Annotated in this window: 17 protein-coding genes and 2 tRNA genes; 14 read left to right on the forward strand and 5 right to left on the reverse strand. The window is 69.9% G+C overall.

Features of this window, described 5'->3' with window-relative positions; translation table 11 throughout:
- Nucleotides 1–47 precede the first annotated feature (47 nt).
- Entirely contained in the window at nt 48–716 is a 669-nt protein-coding gene (locus BGO15_RS07840; RefSeq protein ID WP_273188264.1) for a DUF8185 domain-containing protein, read from the forward strand.
- A 7-nt stretch (nt 717–723) separates the two neighbouring features.
- On the opposite strand, the gene BGO15_RS07845 is transcribed toward BGO15_RS07840, so the two are convergent.
- The 4 genes from BGO15_RS07845 to pepN form a co-directional block, all read right to left on the reverse strand.
- The gene (locus BGO15_RS07845) at nt 724–2391 is read right to left on the reverse strand and encodes an FAD-binding dehydrogenase (protein ID WP_056208620.1); all 1668 of its coding nucleotides are present in this window, start codon (nt 2389–2391) and stop codon (nt 724–726) included.
- Nucleotides 2391–2816 carry a globin gene (locus BGO15_RS07850; RefSeq protein ID WP_056208622.1) on the reverse strand — a complete coding sequence of 142 codons (426 nt, stop codon included), beginning with the start codon at nt 2814–2816 and terminating at the stop codon, nt 2391–2393. The genes BGO15_RS07845 and BGO15_RS07850 overlap by 1 nt, the downstream gene beginning before the upstream one ends.
- Nucleotides 2813–3997, reverse strand: coding sequence for a mechanosensitive ion channel family protein (locus BGO15_RS07855; RefSeq protein ID WP_082483173.1), 1185 nt, complete (start codon nt 3995–3997; stop codon nt 2813–2815). Before BGO15_RS07855 ends, BGO15_RS07850 begins: the two co-directional genes overlap by 4 nt.
- A gap of 65 nt (nt 3998–4062) precedes the next feature.
- Nucleotides 4063–6606, reverse strand: a complete 2544-nt coding sequence (gene pepN, locus BGO15_RS07860; RefSeq protein WP_056208627.1) for an aminopeptidase N — start codon at nt 6604–6606, stop codon at nt 4063–4065.
- 137 nt (nt 6607–6743) lie between these two features.
- Between pepN and BGO15_RS07865 the strand changes: the two genes are divergently transcribed.
- Genes BGO15_RS07865 through BGO15_RS07895 form a run of 7 tightly spaced genes read left to right on the forward strand, consistent with a single transcriptional unit; the run spans nt 6744 to nt 14283 of the window.
- Entirely contained in the window at nt 6744–7925 is a 1182-nt protein-coding gene (locus BGO15_RS07865; RefSeq protein ID WP_156454699.1) for a ferrochelatase, read from the forward strand.
- A 10-nt stretch (nt 7926–7935) separates the two neighbouring features.
- Nucleotides 7936–8481 (forward strand): ribose-5-phosphate isomerase, encoded by a 546-nt coding sequence (locus BGO15_RS07870; RefSeq protein ID WP_056208635.1) that lies wholly within the window; start codon nt 7936–7938, stop codon nt 8479–8481.
- A 7-nt stretch (nt 8482–8488) separates the two neighbouring features.
- Nucleotides 8489–9472 (forward strand): Fpg/Nei family DNA glycosylase, encoded by a 984-nt coding sequence (locus BGO15_RS07875; RefSeq protein WP_056518597.1) that lies wholly within the window; start codon nt 8489–8491, stop codon nt 9470–9472.
- Nucleotides 9473–9482: 10 nt separating this feature from the next.
- The gene (locus BGO15_RS07880) at nt 9483–10118 is read left to right on the forward strand and encodes an FMN-binding negative transcriptional regulator (protein WP_056208643.1); all 636 of its coding nucleotides are present in this window, start codon (nt 9483–9485) and stop codon (nt 10116–10118) included.
- Nucleotides 10115–11605, forward strand: coding sequence for an amidohydrolase (locus tag BGO15_RS07885; protein WP_056208648.1), 1491 nt, complete (start codon nt 10115–10117; stop codon nt 11603–11605). Before BGO15_RS07880 ends, BGO15_RS07885 begins: the two co-directional genes overlap by 4 nt.
- Before the next feature lie 53 nt (nt 11606–11658).
- Entirely contained in the window at nt 11659–13737 is a 2079-nt protein-coding gene (locus BGO15_RS07890) for an acyltransferase family protein (RefSeq protein WP_056208651.1), read from the forward strand.
- Between the two features lie 9 nt (nt 13738–13746).
- Entirely contained in the window at nt 13747–14283 is a 537-nt protein-coding gene (locus BGO15_RS07895) for a gamma carbonic anhydrase family protein (RefSeq protein ID WP_056208653.1), read from the forward strand.
- Between the two features lie 30 nt (nt 14284–14313).
- Here the strand turns inward: BGO15_RS07895 and BGO15_RS07900 are convergent.
- Nucleotides 14314–14387 (reverse strand) — tRNA-Gly (locus tag BGO15_RS07900).
- A 120-nt stretch (nt 14388–14507) separates the two neighbouring features.
- Here BGO15_RS07900 and BGO15_RS07905 point away from each other — a divergent pair.
- The 6 genes from BGO15_RS07905 to clpX all read left to right on the forward strand — a co-directional run bounded on the left by BGO15_RS07905 (nt 14508) and on the right by clpX (nt 19396).
- Nucleotides 14508–14581, forward strand: a tRNA-Pro gene (locus tag BGO15_RS07905).
- Nucleotides 14582–14648: 67 nt separating this feature from the next.
- The gene (gene tig, locus BGO15_RS07910; RefSeq protein ID WP_056208656.1) at nt 14649–16055 is read left to right on the forward strand and encodes a trigger factor; all 1407 of its coding nucleotides are present in this window, start codon (nt 14649–14651) and stop codon (nt 16053–16055) included.
- 65 nt (nt 16056–16120) lie between these two features.
- Nucleotides 16121–16615: a tetratricopeptide repeat protein gene (locus BGO15_RS07915; RefSeq protein ID WP_045248547.1), complete on the forward strand. Its 495-nt coding sequence runs from the start codon at nt 16121–16123 to the stop codon at nt 16613–16615.
- Nucleotides 16616–16694: 79 nt separating this feature from the next.
- The gene (locus BGO15_RS07920; protein WP_056208659.1) at nt 16695–17279 is read left to right on the forward strand and encodes an ATP-dependent Clp protease proteolytic subunit; all 585 of its coding nucleotides are present in this window, start codon (nt 16695–16697) and stop codon (nt 17277–17279) included.
- A gap of 30 nt (nt 17280–17309) precedes the next feature.
- The gene (locus tag BGO15_RS07925; protein WP_056208662.1) at nt 17310–17975 is read left to right on the forward strand and encodes an ATP-dependent Clp protease proteolytic subunit; all 666 of its coding nucleotides are present in this window, start codon (nt 17310–17312) and stop codon (nt 17973–17975) included.
- A gap of 152 nt (nt 17976–18127) precedes the next feature.
- A complete protein-coding gene (clpX, locus tag BGO15_RS07930; protein ID WP_056208665.1) occupies nt 18128–19396 on the forward strand; it encodes an ATP-dependent Clp protease ATP-binding subunit ClpX in 1269 nt (422 codons plus the stop codon).
- Nucleotides 19397–19403 lie beyond the last annotated feature (7 nt).

The following is a 19403-nucleotide window of genomic DNA, read 5'->3' on the forward strand; positions in this document are numbered from 1 at the left end:
GCCGCTCCTCCCGAGGCCTCCGCGGGCCGCTTGGTAGTTTAGAGCGGATGTCTCCCCGCCTCGTCTTCCCGGACGCCCATGCCGCGGCGGACGCCCTCACCTTCGCGCGTCGCGCGGCGACCCTCGACACCGACGCGGCCGTGCGTCTGCAGGCTGCCGGGGGACGCCTCGTGATGTCGACGGCGGTGCTGGCACCGCGCACCCTGCTCGACGCGGCCCCGACGGTGCTGGCCCTGCGCATCCTCCCGGTGGACGCCGAGTTGGAGTGTGACCTGGTGGTCGAGGCGACCGGGCTCGCCGCGGCATCCGTCGACACCGAGGTCTCACTGCCCGCGTCCGCCGTGCGCGCCGCGTGGGCGGGCATCGCGCCGCCCCAGGGCGGGTGGGAGCGGGTCGCATCCGTGTCTGCGTCAACGGTCGCGCGCATCGCCCAGGGCGGGATGACCGCCGTCGCCGAGGCGCTGCCCCACAACCCGGGGGAGGACGTCGTACGCTCGACCCGCGCGACGATCTGGTCGGTCGGCGACGCCGAACTCGACGGGATGCCGCGGGGCGTCGCGTTCGCGGCCTTCGCTCTCGGTTTCATCGGGGGCGACGAACAGGCGGTGGTGTTCCAGGCAGACGGGTGGCGCCGGGTGAGCCTGGCGCGCGGACACGTGCTGCTGCGGGTTCCGCGGCGGCCGTCGATGACCGCCGTGCGCCGCACCGGTAGCTGACGGCTCGTCACACCGCGCGGGATGCCGCCCGCCCCGCGGCACGACCCGAGAAGAGGCATCCACCCACGAACGTGCCCTCGAGCGCACGGTACCCGTGCACACCGCCGCCGCCGAACCCCGCAGCTTCACCCGCGGCGTAGAGGCCCGGGATCGGCGTCCCGTCCGCGCCCAGGGCGCGCGAGTCGAGATCGGTCTCGATGCCACCGAGGGACTTGCGGGTGAGCACGTGCAGCTTCACGGCGATGAGCGGACCCGACCGGGGATCGAGGATCGGGTGCGGCGTGGCGGTGCGGATGAGCCGGTCGCCGCGGAACGACCGCGCAGAGCGCAGCATCGCGACCTGCGCGTCCTTCGTGAACGGGTTCGCCAGCTCGCGGTCGCGCGCGATGACCTCCGCGCGTGCGGCCTCGGCATCCAGCGCGTCGCCGCCGGGCAGGGCCCGCATGCCGGCCAGCAGGTCGTCGAGGGTGTCGCGCACCACGAAGTCGGCGCCGTGGTCGAGGAAGGCCTGCACGGGTGCGGCGGCGCCCTTGCCGAGACGCGACCGCACGAGCAGCCCGATGTCCTTGCCGGTCAGATCGGGGTTCTGCTCGCTCCCCGAGAGCGTGAATTCCTTCTCGATGATCTTCTGGGAGAGCACGAACCAGGAGTGATCGTGGCCGGTCGTGCGCAGGTGAGCGAGCGTGCCGAGCGTGTCGAAGCCCGGGAAGAGCGGCGTGGGGAGCCGGTGACCGGTCGCGTCGAGCCAGATCGACGAGGGACCGGGCAGGATGCGGATGCCGTGGCCCGGCCAGATCGGGTTCCAGTTCTGGATGCCCTCCACGTAGTGCCACATGCGGTCGCGGTTGATGAGGCGCGCCCCCGCGGCTCCGGCCGTGTCGATCATCCGTCCGTCGACGTAGGCGGGCACGCCCGTCACCATCGTCGACGGCGGCGTACCGAGCCGGTCGGGCCACATGCGACGCACCGCGTCGTGATTGCCGCCGATGCCGCCGGACGACACGATCGTCGCCGTCGCCCGCACCTCGAACGCGCCCGCGACCTCGCGGGTCGAGGCGACGCCGCGCGCGGCATCCGAATCGGTGAGGATGTCGCCCCGCGCGCCGACCACCGCACCCGACTCGGTGATCAGCTCGGCGACGCGGTGGCGGGGAAGGATCGTCACCAGGCCGTCCGCCTCGGCGGCGAGCACCGCGCGCTCGAACGGGGCGACGATGCCGGGTCCCGTGCCCCACGTGATGTGGAAGCGGGGCACGGAATTGCCCGGGCCGAGCGCCGTGTAGCCGCCCCGCTCCGCCCAGCCGACCACGGGGAAGATGCGCACGCCGAGATCGTGCAGCCACGCGCGCTTCTCGCCCGCGGCGAAGTCGAGGTAGGCCTCCGCCCATCGTCGAGGCCACGCGTCGTCGTCGCGGTCGAAGCCTGCCGTCGCGAACCAGTCCTGGCGGGCGAGCTCGAGGCTGTCTCGGATGCCCAGCCGTCGCTGTTCGGGCGAGTCGACGAGGAACAGGCCCCCGAACGACCACCACGCCTGTCCGCCGAGGTTCGTGCGCGGCTCCTGGTCGACGATCACGACCCGCTTGCCGCGTCGCACCGCTTCGGCGGTCGCGACGAGTCCCGCGAGCCCCCATCCGATCACGAGGACATCGGTAGAGGGGGTCACGGGTGCGGTCATCACGACTCCTTCGTCGGTGCTCCGGGGGTGGGCTCGAACGTGTTCACCATCGCGAACGCGGCCCGTTGGAGATAGTCCCACAGTGTGGCCTCGAGCAGGGGCGGCAGGTCGAGATCGTCGACGCCGTCGCGCATGTGGGCCAGCCACCGGTCGCGGGCGTCCGCGTTCACGTGGAACGGCATATGCCGCATCCGCAGGCGGGGGTGCCCGCGCTGTTCGCTGTAGGTCGACGGTCCGCCCCAATACTGCTCGAGGAACAGCAGCAGACGCTCCTTGGCGGGCTCCAGATCCTCTTCGGGGTACATCGGCCGCAGCACGTCGTCTTCGGCGACGCCGCGGTAGAACGTGTCGACGAGCCGGGCGAAGGCCGGGCGTCCGCCCATCTGCTCGAACAGGGACGGGGCGTCGGGGGAGGGCTCGCTCATGGTGTCTCGTCCTTCTCGCCCGTGCTCTCGTCCTTCGGAGCGGGGCGCGTGCGCGGCTTCTTCTCGACGGGGCGCCGCGTTGCAGCATCCGTCGGGGACGGCTTCGTGATCGGACCCTTCGGCTCCGGTGCCTCATCGGATGCCTCGGCGGCCGTGCGCTTCGCTTTCCAGACCGGTCGCTCGACCACCGGATTCGGCCGGGTACGGGGCGGGTTGGCGCCGCGTACGCGACCGGCGCCTTCGAGCCCCGACAGCATGATCGAGTTCAGCTGCGGGAGTCTGATGCCCATCTCGTCGACCGCGCGCTTGAGGCGCATCCGCAGCTCGCGCGCGACGTCGTCTTTCGCGTTCGACCGCGTCTTCATGACGAGCCGGATGACGAGTGCGTCGCCGGTGATCGACTCGAGACCCCAGATCTCCGGCTGCTCGATAATGCGGGTGCGCCATTTCGGGTCTTTCGCGAGCGCGCGGGCCGCCTCGAGCATGTGCTTCTCGACCTCCGCGACGTCGGCGTCGACAGGGACGGCCAGGTCGATGATCACGCGAGACCAGCCCTGCGACATGTTGCCGATGCGCGTGATCTCGCCGTTGCGCACGTACCAGAGAGTGCCGTTCACGTCACGCACGTGGGTGATGCGCACGCTCACGTACTCGACGACTCCGGTCGCCAGCCCGAGGTCGACGACGTCGCCGATGCCCACCTGATCCTCGGCGACCAGGAAGATGCCGTTGAGCACATCCTTGACGATGTTCTGCGCGCCGAAACCGAGGCCCGCACCGAGTGCCGCGGTCAGCAGGGTGAGCGACCCGAGGGCCGTCGGCGCGAGGATGTTGACGATCAACAGCGCCGCGATGATCACGACCGTGACGTTCACGATGTTCGACAGGATCGACCCGAGCGTGCGCGTGCGCTGCACAAGCCTCACGGCCGCGAGCGGCGACCGGTCGAGCGCCTGTGTGTCGTCGACGTGCGCCTTCTCCTTCGCGCCGTTGACGATGCGCGTGACGATGCGGCGGATCAGCCGTCGCAGCACCCACACCACCACGATCGAGACGACCACGACGATGACGACGGCGAGCAGGTTCCAGCCCGCGGCGATCAGCCAGGTCACGATGGCGGTGCCCAGCCCCGCCCAGTCGATGCCGCCTTCAGCGGCCGGAGTGTCGGCGAGATTCCACATCAGGTCCAGCCTAACGACGGATGCCCCGGCCGCACCTGGGTGGGCCGGGGCATCCGTCTGTCAGATCACTCCGCGTCGCGTTCCTGCACGCGCAGCGCCCGCTCGACACCCGCGAGGTTCTCGTTCACGAGGCGGCGCAGCGCCGCGGGCGCGTCGGCGTTCGCCGTGAGCCAGGCCTGCGTCGCGTCGCGCAGCGCGGCGTTCGCGAGCGGCGCCGGGTAGAGGCCCGCGATGAGGTACTCGGCGATCTTGTAGGTGCGCGAGCCCCAGATCGGCAGCAGGTTCTCGAAGTAGGGCGCGACGAACGCGTCGAGCAGGTCGCGACCCGCCGGGTGCACGAAGCCGAGCGCGGCGGAGCGCACGATCGTGTTCGGAAGGTCGGCCTTGCCGACGAGCGAGTCCCACGCGAGCTGCTTCGACGCCGCGTCGGGCAGTGCCGCCTTGGCCTGTGCGGCGAGCTCGGCACCCTTTGCGGTGTTGTCCGCGGCGAGTGCGTCGTCGATGTCGGCCGCGGTGACCAGCCCACCCGCGGCGAGCGAGACGAGGAGGGCCCACGAGAGGTCCGCATCGATCTCGAGGCCGTCGAGCGCGATCACGCCGTCGCGCAGCGCCCGCACGGTCTCGTGCTGGGTGCGGGTGGCCGCGGCGGAGGCGAACGCGGTGGTGAACTGCAGCTGGCTGTCGCTGCCGGCGGCAGCGCCCTGCGCGAGCTCCCACAGCGTGTCGGCGACCCGCACGCGGGTGGCCTCACGGGTCGCGGGGGCGACGTACGCGGTCGCCGCGAGCAGCAGCTGCGCCAGCGTCGTGCGGATCGTGGTCGACTCCGTCTCGGTGCCGATGTTGCCGAGCACGAGGTCGACGTAGTCGGATGCCGCGGCCTCCGCGTCGCGCGTCTGGTCCCAGGCCGCGCCCCACACGAGGGAGCGGGCGAGCGGGTCGCTGATGTCGGCGAGGTGGGCGATCGCGGTCTTCAGCGAGCGCTCGTCGAGGCGGATCTTCGCGTAGGCGAGGTCCTCGTCGTTGAGCAGCACGAGGTCGGGGCGCGCGAGACCGGCGAGCTCCGGCACCTCGGTGAGATCGCCGTCCACGTCGAGCTCGACGTGGTGCACGCGCACGAGGGCGCCGCCCTGGTGCTGGTAGAAGCCCACACCCAGACGGTGGGGGCGGATGGTCGGGTAGTCGGCGGGGGCGGTCTGCGCGATCGCGAAGCGGGTGATCACTCCCGACTCGTCCTCCTCGATGACGGGACTGAGGGTGTTCACGCCCGCGGTCTCCAGCCACTTCTTCGACCATTCGGTCAGCTCGCGGCCGCTGGTGGCCTCGAGCTCGACCAGCAGGTCGCGCAGCTCCGTGTTCGACCACTGGTGCTTCCGGAAGTACGCGCCGACGCCCGCGAAGAACGCATCGATACCGACCCAGGCGGCGAGCTGCTTGAGCACCGAGCCGCCCTTGGCGTACGTGATCCCGTCGAAGTTGACCTGCACGTCCTCGAGGTCGGTGATCTCGGCGAACACGGGGTGGGTCGAGGGCAGCTGGTCCTGACGGTAGGCCCAGGTCTTCTCCATGGCGTTGAACGTGGTCCAGGCCTCGGTCCATTCGGTGGCCTCGGCGGTCGCGATCGTCGAGGCCCACTCGGCGAACGACTCGTTCAGCCAGAGGTCGTTCCACCACTTCATCGTCACGAGGTCGCCGAACCACATGTGGGCGAGCTCGTGCAGGATCGTGACGACGCGACGCTCCTTGATGGCATCGGTCACCTTGGAGCGGAAGACGTAGGTCTCGGTGAACGTCACCGCGCCCGCGTTCTCCATCGCGCCCGCGTTGAACTCCGGCACGAACAGCTGGTCGTACTTCGCGAACGGGTAGGGGACGCCGAACTTCTCCTCGTAGTACGCGAAGCCCTGACGGGTCTTCTCGAAGACGTAGTCGGCGTCGAGGAATCCCCACAGGCTCTTACGGGCGTACACGCCGAGCGGGATGACGCGGCCGGAGGCGCTCGTCAGCTCGGAGAACGTCGACTCGTACGGTCCCGCGATGAGCGCCGTGATGTAGGAGGAGATGCGCGGGGTCGGCTCGAACGTCCAGGTGGCGGCGTCGCCGTCGACGACCGGCTCGGGGGTGGGGGAGTTCGAGATGACCTTCCACGCCGCCGGCGCGGTGACGGTGAACTGGAACGTCGCCTTGAGGTCGGGCTGCTCGAACGCCGCGAACACGCGGCGCGAGTCGGGCACCTCGAACTGGGAGTACAGGTACACCTCGCCGTCGACGGGGTCGACGAAGCGATGCAGTCCCTCGCCGGTGTTGGTGTAGAGCGCGTCGGCATCGACGACGAGGGTGTTCTCGGCCTCGAGCCCGTCGAGCTGGATGCGCGAGTCAGCGAACACGGCCGCGGCGTCGAGCGCGCGTCCGTTGAGGGTGACCGAGTGCACCGTGCGGGCGATGAGGTCGATGAAGGTGGATGCCCCGGCCGTGGCCGTGAACGTGACGGTCGTCGTCGAGCGGAACACCTCCGGCCCGGTGGTCAGGTCGAGCACGACCGCGTAGGCGGTGGTGTCGACGATTGCGCGGCGCTCCTGCGCTTCGATGCGGGTGAGGTTCTCTCCAGGCACGTCGGTTCTCCCGTGGGTCGAGGGGGACGTCGCTCCTGACGCGGGTGGCGCCGGCGACAACCCCTCCACCCTACGCCGCGGCACTGACGCGGACCGAGCGATGACCGGGATGGCGGTGCGAGGATGGACGCGTGAGCATCACCTCCGACGAGACATCCGTGCCCTTCGCCTCCGCCGCCGCCGGCGGCGGCGCCGCCCACATCGAGGAGCCGGTGGCCTACGACGGGATCCTGCTCGCGGGGTTCGGCGGGCCCGAGGGCCAGGACGACGTCATTCCGTTCCTGCGCAACGTCACGCGCGGACGCGGCATCCCCGACGAGAGGCTGGAAGAGGTCGCTCATCACTACCGGCACTTCGATGGCATCAGTCCGATCAATGCGCAGAACCGCGCGTTGAAGGCGGCGCTCGAGGCGGAGCTCGCCGCGCGCGGCATCCGCCTGCCGGTCTACTGGGGCAACCGCAACTGGACGCCCTATCTCGATGAGGCTGTCACCGCTGCCGCCGAGGCCGGCCACACGACGCTCATCGCGGTGGCGACGAGCGCATACAGCTCGTTCTCGAGCTGCCGTCAGTACCGCGAGGACTTCGCGCGCGTGCTCACCGAGACCGGCCTCGCGGGCACTGTGACGATCGACAAGGTGCGCCAGTTCTTCGACCACCCCGGCTTCGTCGCACCGTTCGTCGATGGGGTGCGGGAGGCGATCGCGGGCTTCCTCGCCGACGGGGTTGCCCCCGAGAAGATCCGGGTGCTCTTCTCGACCCACTCCGTGCCGACCGCGGATGCCGAGCGTTCGGGTCCGCGCGACGTCGACTTCGGCGAGGGTGGCGCGTACGCGGCGCAGCATCGCGCGGTGGCCGAGGTCGTCATGGCAGATGTCGCGCACGCGATCCCGTCGGCACAGGCCGTCAGGTGGGAGCTCGTCTTCCAGTCGCGTTCCGGACCGCCCACCCAGCCGTGGCTCGAGCCCGACGTGTGCGATGTGATCGAGTCGCTGCCCGCGCAGGGAGTGGAGGCCGTCGCGATCGTGCCGCTCGGCTTCGTGAGCGACCACATGGAGGTCAAGTGGGACCTCGACACCGAGGCTCTGGATGCCGCGGCCGAGGCGGGCCTGCGTGCGGTCCGCACCCGCACGCCCGGTGTCGATCCGGCCTATGTCGCGGGTCTCGTCGACCTGGTGGTCGAGCGCCTCGAGGGCACCGTGGCCGCCGACCGGCCGCACCGCACCGATCTCGGTCCGTGGTTCGACGTGTGCCGCCCCGCGTGCTGTGAGAACGTCCGCGCCGGATTCAAGCCCGCCGCCGCGGGCATCGCTCCCTAGGATCGTCCTCATGCGCATCCACATCGCGACCGACCACGCCGGCCTCGACTTCTCCGTCCAGCTTCAGCAGCACCTCCGCGACTCCGGTCACGACGTCGTCGACCACGGGCCGATCAGCTACGACCCCGTCGACGACTACCCGGCGTTCTGCATCCGTGCGGCGCAGGCGGTCGTGCGCGATCAGGCGGCGGGCGTCGACACGCTCGGCATCGTGTTCGGCGGGTCCGGCAACGGCGAGCAGATCGCCGCGAACAAGGTGGACGGCATCCGTGCCGCCCTCGTGTGGAACACCGCGACGGCCGAGCTGGCGCGCGAGCACAACGATGCGAACGTGATCTCGATCGGTGCACGTCAGCACACCTACGACGAGGTCGTCTCGCTCATCGACACGTTCATCGCGACGCCGTTCTCGGGCGAGGAGCGCCACGTGCGCCGCATCGCGCAGATCGCCGACTTCGAGCGCGACGGGTCGCTGCTGCCCGATCCCCGCGCGGGCCAGGGCGTCGCCGACGTCGTTGCCGACGCGTCGAGCTCGTTCGATCCGGAAGCGGGCTGATCGGCCGATGCCCGAAGGACACTCCGTCCATCGCATCGCCCGTCAGTTCGCGGTGAACGTGGTCGGCCGGCGGGTGGCGGCATCCAGCCCGCAGGGCCGTTTCGCCGAGGGTGCGGCCCTGCTCGACGGCCGGTTCGCCACCCGTGTGCGGGCCGTCGGCAAGCAGATGTTCCTCGAGTTCGACGATGCGCTCTGGCTGCGGGTGCATCTGGGCATGTACGGCGCCTGGGACTTCGCCGGTCAGATCAGCGTCGACGCGACGATCGCCTCGGCGAACGGACGCATGGGGCAGACGAACCAGCGTGGCACCGACGAGCAGATCATGGATGCCACGGGCGAGAACTCGCTGACCTCGATCGGAGCGCCGCGGCGCACCCGCGTGCGGATGTCCGAGCAGACCACGGGCCTGGCGGGGGAGGACGAATGGCCGCCGCCGGTGGTCGGGCAGGTGCGCCTGCGGCTGCTGACCGACGTCACGTGCGCCGATCTGCGCGGTCCGACGGCGTGCGAGCTGCTCTCCGCCGACGAGGTCGCGCAGGTGATCGCGAAGCTGGGACCCGACCCGCTCGTCGACGACGTGCACGAGGGCGAAGAGCGCTTCGTCGCGGCCGTGCGCCGCAAGCCGACGCCCATCGGTCTGCTGCTCATGGACCAGTCGATCGTCAGCGGCATCGGCAACGTGTATCGGGCCGAGCTGCTCTTCCGTGCCCGTCTCGACCCGCACACCCCCGGTCGCGACGTGCCCGAGGAGACGGTGCGCGAGATCTGGCGCGACTGGGTGCGGCTGCTGCGGGTGGGGGTCGAGACCGGCCAGATGATGACCATGGACGACCTCGATCCCGAGGCCTACCGGCTGGCGCTCGCGAACCGCGACGACCGGCACTGGGTGTACCACCGCACCGGGCTCCCGTGCCGGCGCTGCGGCACCTCGGTGGTGCTGGAGGAGATGGGCGCGCGCAAGCTGTACTGGTGTCCGGGCTGTCAGACGTAGGAGGACCGTGATGCGTCAGAATCCGAGTTTCGCGATGACGGATGTCGCCGAGCTTCGCCGTGTGATCGAGGCCAACCCGTGGGCGACCCTCGTCTCCCACACGCCCGATGGCATCATCGCCTCGCACTACGCGGTGCTGCTCGATCCGGAGCGCGACGACCTCACGATCGTCGGACACGTCGGCAAGCCCGACGATGCGATCCACGGCCTCGGCGACAGCGAGCTGCTCGTGATCTTCCAGGGGCCGCACGGCTACATCTCGCCGGGCTGGTACGACGGCTCGCCCGCGGTACCGACGTGGAACTTCACCGCCGTGCACCTCGCCGGCGTGCCCGAGATCCTGTCGGGCGAGGAGAATCTGCGCGTGCTCGACGGCCTGGTGCAGCGGTTCGAGGCGCCGCTGCCCGATCCGAAGCTCATGTGGGCGCCGCCGAACGATCCCGAGTTCGTGCGGCGGCTCGAGCGCGGCACGGTCGGGTTCCGCCTCACACCGACGCGGGTGGTCGCCAAGCGCAAGCTGAGCCAGAACCGCCCGGTGGAGACCGTCGAGCACGTGATCGCCGAACTCGAGGGCGCGGGGCCGTACGCGAACCCTGCGCTCGCTGCGGAGATGCGCCGGGCGAACGCGGCCCGGGTGCGTCCGTGACGGCGGTCGGCGCGACGGTCGGCACGATCCGGGACGTGTGGATCGCGGGCCCGGGGACCGAGCTGCTGCCGTTCACCGGCGCCGCCGACGTGCTGATCGAGGGCGGACTGATCGCCGACATCGCCCCGGCGGGCGTGCTCGCCCCGCGCGGCGAGACGATCGACGCCGACGGCGCCTGGCTCGTGCCGGGGCTGTGGGATCACCACGTGCACGTCGTGCAGTGGGCTCTCGCCGCCGAGCGCGTCGACCTCGAAGGCACCGCGTCCGCGGCGGAGGCGGCCGCGCGCATGGGCGCCTCGGCGCCGCTTCCCGATGGCACGCGGGTGGGGTCCGGCTTCCGTGACGCGTTCTGGGCCGATCGGCCGACCCTCGCCCTGATCGATGCGGAGACCGGCGACATCCCGACTTACCTCATCAACGCCGACGTGCACAGCGTGTGGCTGAACTCCGCGGCGCTGCGGCGCGAGGGGTTCACGGTCGACGACGGGATGCTGCGGGAGGAGCCCGCGTTCGAGATCTCGCGCCGCCTCAATGCGGCCGGGACCGAGCGTGCCGACGCGCTCGTGCTGCGGGCAGCCCAGGCGGCTGCGCGGCGCGGGGTGGTCGGCTGGGTCGACCTCGACATGGCGTGGAATGCCGAGGCGTGGGAGCGCCGTACGCGGGCGGGCTTCGACGTGGTGCGCACCGAGTTCGGCGTCTACCCTCCGCAGCTCGAGCGGGCGATCGCCGAGGGGCTTGTGACCGGAGATGCGGTGGATGCCGCGGGTCTCGCGCGGGTCGGATCGCTCAAGGTGATCACCGACGGCTCTCTCGGCACCCGCACGGCGGCGTGCTCCCATCCGTACCCGGGCGGCGACGACAGGGGGCTCCTCACGGTCGAGCCCGAACAGTTGCAGGAGTGGATGTCCCGTGCCGCGGGGGCGGGGCTTGCATGCGCGATCCACGCGATCGGCGACCGCGCGAACAGCCACGCCCTCGACGCGTTCGCGGTGACGGGCGCGTGGGGGTCGATCGAGCATGCCCAGCTCGTCGCCCACGCCGACATCCCCCGCTTCGCGCGGCTGGGCGTGACGGCGAGCGTGCAGCCGGTGCACGCGCTCGACGACCGCGACCTCACCGATGTGCTCTGGGCCGGCCAGACCGCCCAGCCCTATCCGCTGCGGGCGCTGGTCGCGGCCGGCGCGAACGTCACGTTCGGGTCGGATGCCCCGGTCTCGCCCCTCGATCCGTGGGCGGCGATCGCCGCGGCTGTCTACCGCACGCGGGGCGATCGTGAGCCCTGGGCGGCGCCGGAGCGGGTGTCGGCCCAGGTCGCGCTCGCGGCATCCACCCATCGGGGCAGTGCGTCCCCCGATGTCATCGCCCCCGGCGCCGTCGCCGATCTGGCGCTCGTCGCGTCGGATCCGCTCGCCGCAGGGGAGCGGGAGCTGCGAGAGATGCCGGTCGTCGCGACACTGCTCGACGGGCGGCTCACCCACCTCGCGTGAGAGTGCGGGCGGTTCGCCGTGGCGTTCGGCGCCCGAGCGACTACGGTCAAGGGGTGCAGGATCGCTCGACACGCTTCATCCCCCACGTGCAGGGCCTCCGGGCGATCGCGGTCGCGCTGGTCGTGCTCTATCACTTCTGGCCCGGGCGTATCACCGGCGGATACATCGGTGTCGACGTCTTCTTCGTGATCTCAGGGTTCCTCATCACCGGGCACCTCATGCGCGAACTCGAGCAGACGGGTCGGGTGAAGCTGCGCGAGTTCTGGGCTCGACGTGCCCGACGGCTGCTCCCTGCGGCTCTGCTCGTGCTGCTGTTCTGCGCGATCGTGGTGTCGTCGCCCTACCTGACGCCCATCTCGTCGATCCAGCGCGAGGTGAAGGAGATCGTGGCCTCGACGTTCTACGTCGAGAACTGGTATCTCGCGGCCACCTCGGCGGACTACCTCAACCACACCAGCGACCCGACGACCGTTCAGCACTACTGGTCGTTGTCCCTCGAAGAGCAGTTCTACGTGCTCTGGCCGCTCCTCATCCTCGTTGCGGCGTGGATCGGCGTGAAGCTCCTGCGCGGCCGCACCCGTCGCGCGCTCGTGCGCACCCGCCGCTCGGTGGTGATCATGGTCGTGCTCGTCACGATCGCCTCGTTGATCTTTGGCATCGTTCTCACCCTCGCCGACCCGGCCCCGGCCTACTTCGTGACGTTCGGACGCATGTGGGAATTCGGGCTCGGTGCCCTCATCGCGCTCGTCCCCGCGCTGCAGGTACGTCAACCGGTCGTGAGCTTCGTGCTCGGCTGGGGCGGGGTGATCGCGCTCGGGTGGGCGGCGTTCCGCTTCGACGGCCAGACGCTGTTCCCCGGCTACGCCGCGCTCGTTCCGGCTCTCGGCGCGGCGGCGATCATCGCGGCATCCAACACTCGACGGTGGTGGTACCCGACGCGCATCCTCGGCCTCCGTCCGATGCGGTTCGTCGGAGACATCTCGTACTCGCTCTACCTCTGGCACTGGCCGCTCATCATTATCGCCCCGTCGGTTCCGTTCTGGGGGCTGTCCATCTACCACCGCCTCGCGCTGCTGGCGATCTGCGTGATCCTCGCCTGGCTCACCAAGCGCTTCGTCGAGGACCCGGCGCGCCGGTGGAAGGTGCTGACGGTGCGTCGGGGCGCGTTCTCGCTGTGGACATCCCTTGCCGCCATGGTCGTCGTCGGTGCGGTGGCGGTCGGTGGCTGGGCGATCAATGCCCCCGCCTACAACCAGGGCGTCGCCGCTCTCGCCCAGCTGCGCGACAATCCGCCGTCGTGCTTCGGGGCGCAGTCGGTGCTGGATGCCTCGTGCTCCCCGACGGCGAACCTGGGCACGATCCTGCCGGCCCCGGGTTTCGCGGGCGCCGATGCGCCGTCGGATGCCTCGTGCTTCCTCGAGCTGACCGACTCGGTGCCGGCCGTATGCGACTTCGGCTCGACGGACCCGTCCGCACCGCGCGTCGCGCTCGTCGGCGACAGTCACGCCTATCAACTTCTGCCGACCTTCAAGCGGATCGCGGAGGAGAAGGGGTGGCATCTGGTCACGTACCTCAAGGGCGCGTGTCCGCTGAGCACGACACCGCTGTCGACGCCCGGTGCGTTCGGAGACGCGTGTACGGCGTGGCGTGAGGCGGTGACGAAGGATCTCTCGTCGTCCTCGTTCGCAGCCGTCTACACGGCGTCGCTCGCCTCCACCCCCTATGCGAAGGGCAGCTATCCCTCGGTGCACGCCGCCGCGGTCGCCGGCTACCAACAGGCGTGGCAGAGCCTGACATCGCGCGGCATCCCGGTCATCACCGCCGTCGACAATCCGGCGTGGGAGACCGACCCGAACAAGTGCCTGCGCACCCGGGCTGAGAGTGCGTGCACGGGAGCGCGTGCCGACCTGCTGGATCCGAACGATCCGGTGCGGGACGCGGCATCCGGTCAGAACCTCGTGACCTTGCTGGACTTCACCGATGTGTACTGCACCGCGAAGACCTGCTCGCCCGTCATCGGTGGTGCGAACGTCTACCGCGACCAGGACCATCTGACGGTCACCTGGGTCGACACGCTGAAGCCCGAATACGAGGCGGCACTCGAGAAGGCGATCGCGGCGAAGTCCTCGTAGAGTCGCGGCATGAGCATTGCCGCCGACGCCGCCGTCCTCGCGCTCCCGGAGCGCGCCCCTCACCTTGCAGAGACGGCGTTCGTCGCCTCAGGCGCACGGATCGTCGGGGCGGTGACTCTCGGTGACCGGGCCAGCGTCTGGTACAACGCGGTGCTGCGCGCGGACAGCGCCCCGATCACCGTCGGGGATCGCAGCAACCTGCAGGACAACGTGTCCGTGCACGTCGACGCGGGCTCCCCGGTCGTCATCGGTGAGGACGTCTCGGTCGGCCACAATGCCGTCGTGCACGGCTGCACGATCGAGAACGGCAGTCTCATCGGCATGGGCGCCGTGGTGCTGTCGGGAGCGGTGATCGGTGCCGGATCGCTCGTCGCCGGGGGAGCGCTGGTGCTCGGCGGAACGATCGTGCCACCCGGCTCGCTCGTCGCCGGCGTGCCGGCGAAGGTGCGACGCGAGCTCAGCGACGAGGAGAAGGCCGGGCTGCTGCGCAACGCCGCCGTCTACCTCGAGCACTCCCGCACGCACGCCGGCGCGACGCCGATCTGAGGCGGAGAGAACGGCCGATCAGGCCGCTGATGGAGGGGGTGACGGGAATCGAACCCGCGCAATCAGTTTGGAAGACTGAGACTCTACCATTGAGCTACACCCCCGCAGCGGCCGGAGCCGCAGCATCCACGAGTCTATACATGGATGCCACGGCCGCCGCGAATCGACGGGGTGTCGGCTAGACTTCCAGGGGCCTTCGGCGCACCTCCGCGTGCGCACCCGCCCGGGGCGTAGCTCAGCTTGGTAGAGCGCCCGCTTTGGGAGCGGGAAGTCGCAGGTTCAAATCCTGTCGCCCCGACACGTCGGCCCATCCCACGAGACTTCGGTCAGCGCGCCACGCGCACATCAGAGGAGAAATGTAAGGCATGGTCACCAGCACCGTCGAGCAGCTCACGCCCACTCGCGTGAAGCTCCACATCACGGTTTCGCCCGACGAGCTCAAGCCGTCGATCGCGCACGCGTACGAGCACATCGCGCAGGACGTGCAGATCCCCGGTTTCCGCAAGGGCAAGGTCCCGGCCCCGATCATCGACCAGCGCATCGGTCGCGGCGCCGTGCTCGAGCACGCCGTCAACGAGGGTCTCGACGGCTTCTACCGTGAGGCCGTCAGCGCCCACGACGTGAAGGTCATCGGCCGTCCGAGCGCCGACATCGTCGAGCTCCCCGAGATCGCCGACTTCTCCGGCGACCTGAAGGTCGAGGTCGAGGTCGACGTGCGTCCCGACGTCGAGATCCCCGCCTACGAGGGCATCACCATCACTGTCGACGCCGTCGCCACCGACGAGTCGGCGATCGACGAGGAGCTGGACCGCCTGCGTTCGCGCTTCGGCACGCTCGTCACCGTCGAGCGTCCCGCCAAGACCGGCGACTTCGTCGAGCTCGACCTGATCGCGACCATCGCGGGCGCGAAGATCGACGAGGCCAAGGGCGTCTCCTACGAGGTCGGCTCGGGCGAGCTGCTCGAGGGCATCGACGAGGCGATCGAGTCGCTCACCGCCGGTGAGGACACCACGTTCCGCTCGAAGCTCGTCGGCGGCGACCACGCCGGAGAGGAGGCCGAGGTCTCCGTCTCCGTCACCGCGGTCAAGGAGCGCGAGCTTCCCGAGGCCGACGACGACTTCGCGCAGATCGCGAGCGAGTTCGACACCATCGCCGAGCTGCGCGAGTCGCTGAAGGACCGCGTCGACCAGCAGTCGACCTTCTCGCAGGGCGCCGCCGCGCGCGACAAGCTCGTCGAGACGCTTCTCGAGCAGGTCGAGATCCCGGTGCCGCCGCAGCTCATCGAGGAGGAGGTGCACAACCACCTCGAGGGCGAAGGCCGTCTCGAGGACGACGTGCACCGCGCCGAGGTGACCGAGTCGAGCGAGCGCCAGTTCCGCACCCAGGTGCTGCTCGACAAGCTGGTCGAGCAGCAGGAGGTGCAGGTCTCGCAGGACGAGCTGACCCAGTACATCGTGCAGTCGGCCGCTCAGTACGGCATGGCCCCGCAGGACTTCATCGAGGCGCTCCAGCAGGGCGGCCAGCTGCCGCTGATGATCGGTGAGGTGGCCCGCAACAAGGCTCTCGCCGTGGCTCTCGGCCGCGTCAACGTGGTCGACACCGACGGCAAGCCCGTCGATCTGTCGGGCTTCGTCGCCGTCGCCGATGAGGTCGCCGCCGAGGAGGACGTCGTCGCCGAGGCCGAGGAGATCGCCGACGCCGCCGCCGAGGTCGAGGAGGCTCCCAAGAAGAAGCCTGCCCGCAAGCCCGCGGCCAAGAAGACCGCCGAGTAAGCAGACACGATCGAGAGGGGCGGATGCCGCGGCATCCGCCCCTCTCGCGTACCCGGAGCATGCGCATGACAGACGACGACTGGCAGGCCCGCGTGGATGCGGTGTGGGACGACGCGACCCTGTCGGAGACCGACGTCATCGCGGCGATCGACGCCCTCGCGTCCGAGCGAGGGGCGGATGACCCCGTCGCACTGTTCGAGCGTGCCGGGGCGCGGGACTCCGCCGGGCTCGAAGAGGAGGCGGAGCCGCTCTACCGCGCCGCCCTCGCCGGCGGCCTCGATGAGGAGCGCCGCACGCGCGCGACGATCCAGTACGCGAGCACGATCCGCAACCTCGGTCGCGTCGACGAGGCGCTCGCCCTGCTCGAGGCCGAATACGCGCGCAGCGCGGGGACGCCTCTCCACGATGCCGCCGCGGCGTTCTATGCGCTGGCGCTCGCGTCCGCGGGACGGGAGCGGGCCGCGGCATCCATCGCCCTCCAGGCCCTCGCGCCGCACCTGCCGCGATACACCCGGTCGGTCACCGGATACGCCCGCGAACTCGCCGATCCCACGCCCTGATCTGCCGACGGCGAACACGGGCGGGGCGCCGAAACGCCGCCGGTAGTGTCGTTCTCACGCAACCGAAACAGGAGCACTCATGGCTGAACCCCTTGTCGCACAAAGCGTCTTCGACAGGCTGTTGAAGGACCGCATCATCTGGCTCGGCTCAGAGGTGCGCGACGAGAACGCCAACGAAATCTGCGCCAAGATCCTGCTGCTCGCGGCCGAGGACTCGCAGAAGGACATCTACCTCTACATCAACTCTCCCGGCGGCTCGATCACGGCCGGCATGGCGATCTACGACACGATGCAGTTCGTGCCGAACGACATCGTCACCGTTGGCATCGGCATGGCCGCGTCGATGGGTCAGCTGCTGCTCACCGCCGGCACCAAGGGCAAGCGCTACATCACCCCGAACGCCCGTGTGCTGCTCCACCAGCCGCACGGCGGCTTCGGCGGCACCGCGAGCGACATCCAGACGCAGGCGCAGCTCATCCTCGACATGAAGAAGCGCCTCGCCGAGATCACCGCCAGCCAGACCGGCAAGACCGTCGAGCAGGTCAACGCCGACGGTGACCGCGACCGGTGGTTCACCGCGCAGGAGGCGCTGGAATACGGGTTCGTCGACCACATCCGCGAATCGGCCACCGACGTCATCGGCGGCGGCGGCACCGAGAACTGACCACCGGCACACACTTTCAGGAGCAGTCGAATGAACACCCCCATGCATGGCGTGCCGCAGGGCTTCCCGATGCCGTCGAGCCGCTACATCCTTCCCCAGTTCGAAGAGCGCACCGCCTACGGCTTCAAGCGCCAGGACCCCTACAATAAGCTGTTCGAAGACCGCGTGATCTTCCTTGGCGTGCAGGTCGACGACGCGTCGGCCGATGACGTCATGGCCCAGCTCCTCGTGCTCGAGAGCCAGGACCCCGATCGCGACATCATCATGTACATCAACTCGCCCGGCGGCTCGTTCACGGCCATGACCGCGATCTACGACACCATGCAGTACGTGTCGCCGCAGATCCAGACGGTCGTGCTCGGCCAGGCCGCGTCCGCGGCGTCGGTGCTGCTCGCGGCCGGCGCGCCCGGCAAGCGTCTCGCCCTGCCGAACGCCCGCATCCTGATGCACCAGCCCGCCGTCGGCGAGTCGGGGCACGGCCAGGCGTCGGACATCGAGATCCAGGCGGCCGAGATCCTGCGCATGCGCACCTGGCTCGAGGAGACCATGGCGCGCCACACCAACCGCACGATCGAAGAGGTGCACAAGGACATCGACCGCGACAAGATCCTCTCCGCGCAGGAGGCGCTCGAGTACGGCCTGGTCGACCAGGTGCTCACGACCCGCAAGCGCGTCCCGGCGGCTCTCACCAGCTGAGCGGATGCCGCGAACGCCCCGTACCTCCCCGGTGCGGGGCGTTCGTGCTCACAGCCGCGGCGCGCCGCGAACCGGGGGACAATACGCGACGATGTCGGCCTGCTCGGTTAGGCTCGAACCGCATCGTCGCGAGGCCGAACAGGAGGGGCAGCATGGCGCGCATCGGGGAGAGTTCCGACCTCTTCAAGTGCTCGTTCTGCGGAAAGAGCCAGAAGCAGGTGCAGCAGCTGATCGCCGGCCCTGGCGTCTACATCTGCGACGAGTGCGTCGAGCTCTGCAACGAGATCATCGAAGAGCGCATGGCCGAGCAGGGCTCGGGCGAGGTGGCCGAGTTCGACCTTCCGAAGCCGCGGGAGATCTTCGCGTTCCTCGAGGAGTACGTCGTCGGGCAGGAGACCGCCAAGCGGGCTCTGTCGGTCGCCGTCTACAACCACTACAAGCGCGTGCGCGCCCAGCAGTCCCTGCTCCCGGCCGAGCAGAAGGCCGACGAGGTCGACATCGCCAAGAGCAACATCCTCATGCTCGGGCCGACGGGCTGCGGCAAGACCTACCTGGCGCAGACGCTCGCGAAGCGGCTGAATGTGCCGTTCGCCGTCGCCGATGCCACGGCACTCACCGAGGCGGGCTACGTCGGAGAAGACGTCGAGAACATCCTCCTCAAGCTGCTGCAGGCCGCCGACTTCGACACGAAGCGCGCCGAGACGGGCATCATCTACATCGACGAGGTCGACAAGATCGCCCGCAAGGCCGAGAACCCCTCGATCACCCGCGATGTCTCGGGCGAGGGTGTGCAGCAGGCGTTGCTGAAGATCCTCGAGGGCACCGTCGCCTCGGTTCCGCCGCAGGGCGGGCGCAAGCATCCGCACCAGGAGTTCATCCAGATCGACACGACGAACGTGCTGTTCATCGTGGCGGGCGCGTTCGCGGGGCTCGAAGACATCATCTCCTCGCGCATCGGCAAGCACGGTGTGGGCTTCGGCGCCCCGCTGCAGCGCAAGGACGAGGCCCCCGACTACTTCAGCGAGGTGCTTCCCGAAGACCTCCACAAGTTCGGGCTCATCCCGGAGTTCATCGGCCGTCTCCCCGTGGTCGCCTCGGTGTCCCCGCTCGACCGCGACGCGCTCATCGAGATCCTCACCGAGCCGAAGAACGCACTCGTGAAGCAGTATCAGCGCATGTTCGCGCTCGACGACGTCGAGCTCGGATTCGAGCGCGACGCGCTCGAGGCGGTCGCCGAGCTGGCGGTCTCGCGAAAGACGGGCGCGCGCGGACTTCGCGCGATCCTCGAGGATGTGCTCGGCCCCATCATGTTCGAGATCCCGTCCTCCGACGACGTGGCCAAGGTGATCGTCACCCGCGCCGCCGTCGAAGAGGGTGCGGCCCCGACCGTCGTGTTGCGCCAGAAGCGCAAGACGGCCTGAGCGCAGG

Source organism: Microbacterium sp. 71-23, from assembly GCF_001897265.1.
GTDB lineage: Bacteria > Actinomycetota > Actinomycetes > Actinomycetales > Microbacteriaceae > Microbacterium > Microbacterium ginsengisoli.

Coding starts and splice junctions, on each gene's coding strand:
- BGO15_RS07840 (WP_273188264.1), top strand. CDS start 48: ATGTCTCCCCGCCTCGTCTTCCCGGACGCCCATGCCGCGGCGGACGCC.
- BGO15_RS07845 (WP_056208620.1), bottom strand. CDS start 2,391: ATGACCGCACCCGTGACCCCCTCTACCGATGTCCTCGTGATCGGATGG.
- BGO15_RS07850 (WP_056208622.1), bottom strand. CDS start 2,816: ATGAGCGAGCCCTCCCCCGACGCCCCGTCCCTGTTCGAGCAGATGGGC.
- BGO15_RS07855 (WP_082483173.1), bottom strand. CDS start 3,997: ATGTGGAATCTCGCCGACACTCCGGCCGCTGAAGGCGGCATCGACTGG.
- BGO15_RS07870 (WP_056208635.1), top strand. CDS start 7,936: ATGCGCATCCACATCGCGACCGACCACGCCGGCCTCGACTTCTCCGTC.
- BGO15_RS07875 (WP_056518597.1), top strand. CDS start 8,489: ATGCCCGAAGGACACTCCGTCCATCGCATCGCCCGTCAGTTCGCGGTG.
- BGO15_RS07880 (WP_056208643.1), top strand. CDS start 9,483: ATGCGTCAGAATCCGAGTTTCGCGATGACGGATGTCGCCGAGCTTCGC.
- BGO15_RS07895 (WP_056208653.1), top strand. CDS start 13,747: ATGAGCATTGCCGCCGACGCCGCCGTCCTCGCGCTCCCGGAGCGCGCC.
- tig (WP_056208656.1), top strand. CDS start 14,649: ATGGTCACCAGCACCGTCGAGCAGCTCACGCCCACTCGCGTGAAGCTC.
- BGO15_RS07915 (WP_045248547.1), top strand. CDS start 16,121: ATGACAGACGACGACTGGCAGGCCCGCGTGGATGCGGTGTGGGACGAC.
- BGO15_RS07920 (WP_056208659.1), top strand. CDS start 16,695: ATGGCTGAACCCCTTGTCGCACAAAGCGTCTTCGACAGGCTGTTGAAG.
- BGO15_RS07925 (WP_056208662.1), top strand. CDS start 17,310: ATGAACACCCCCATGCATGGCGTGCCGCAGGGCTTCCCGATGCCGTCG.
- clpX (WP_056208665.1), top strand. CDS start 18,128: ATGGCGCGCATCGGGGAGAGTTCCGACCTCTTCAAGTGCTCGTTCTGC.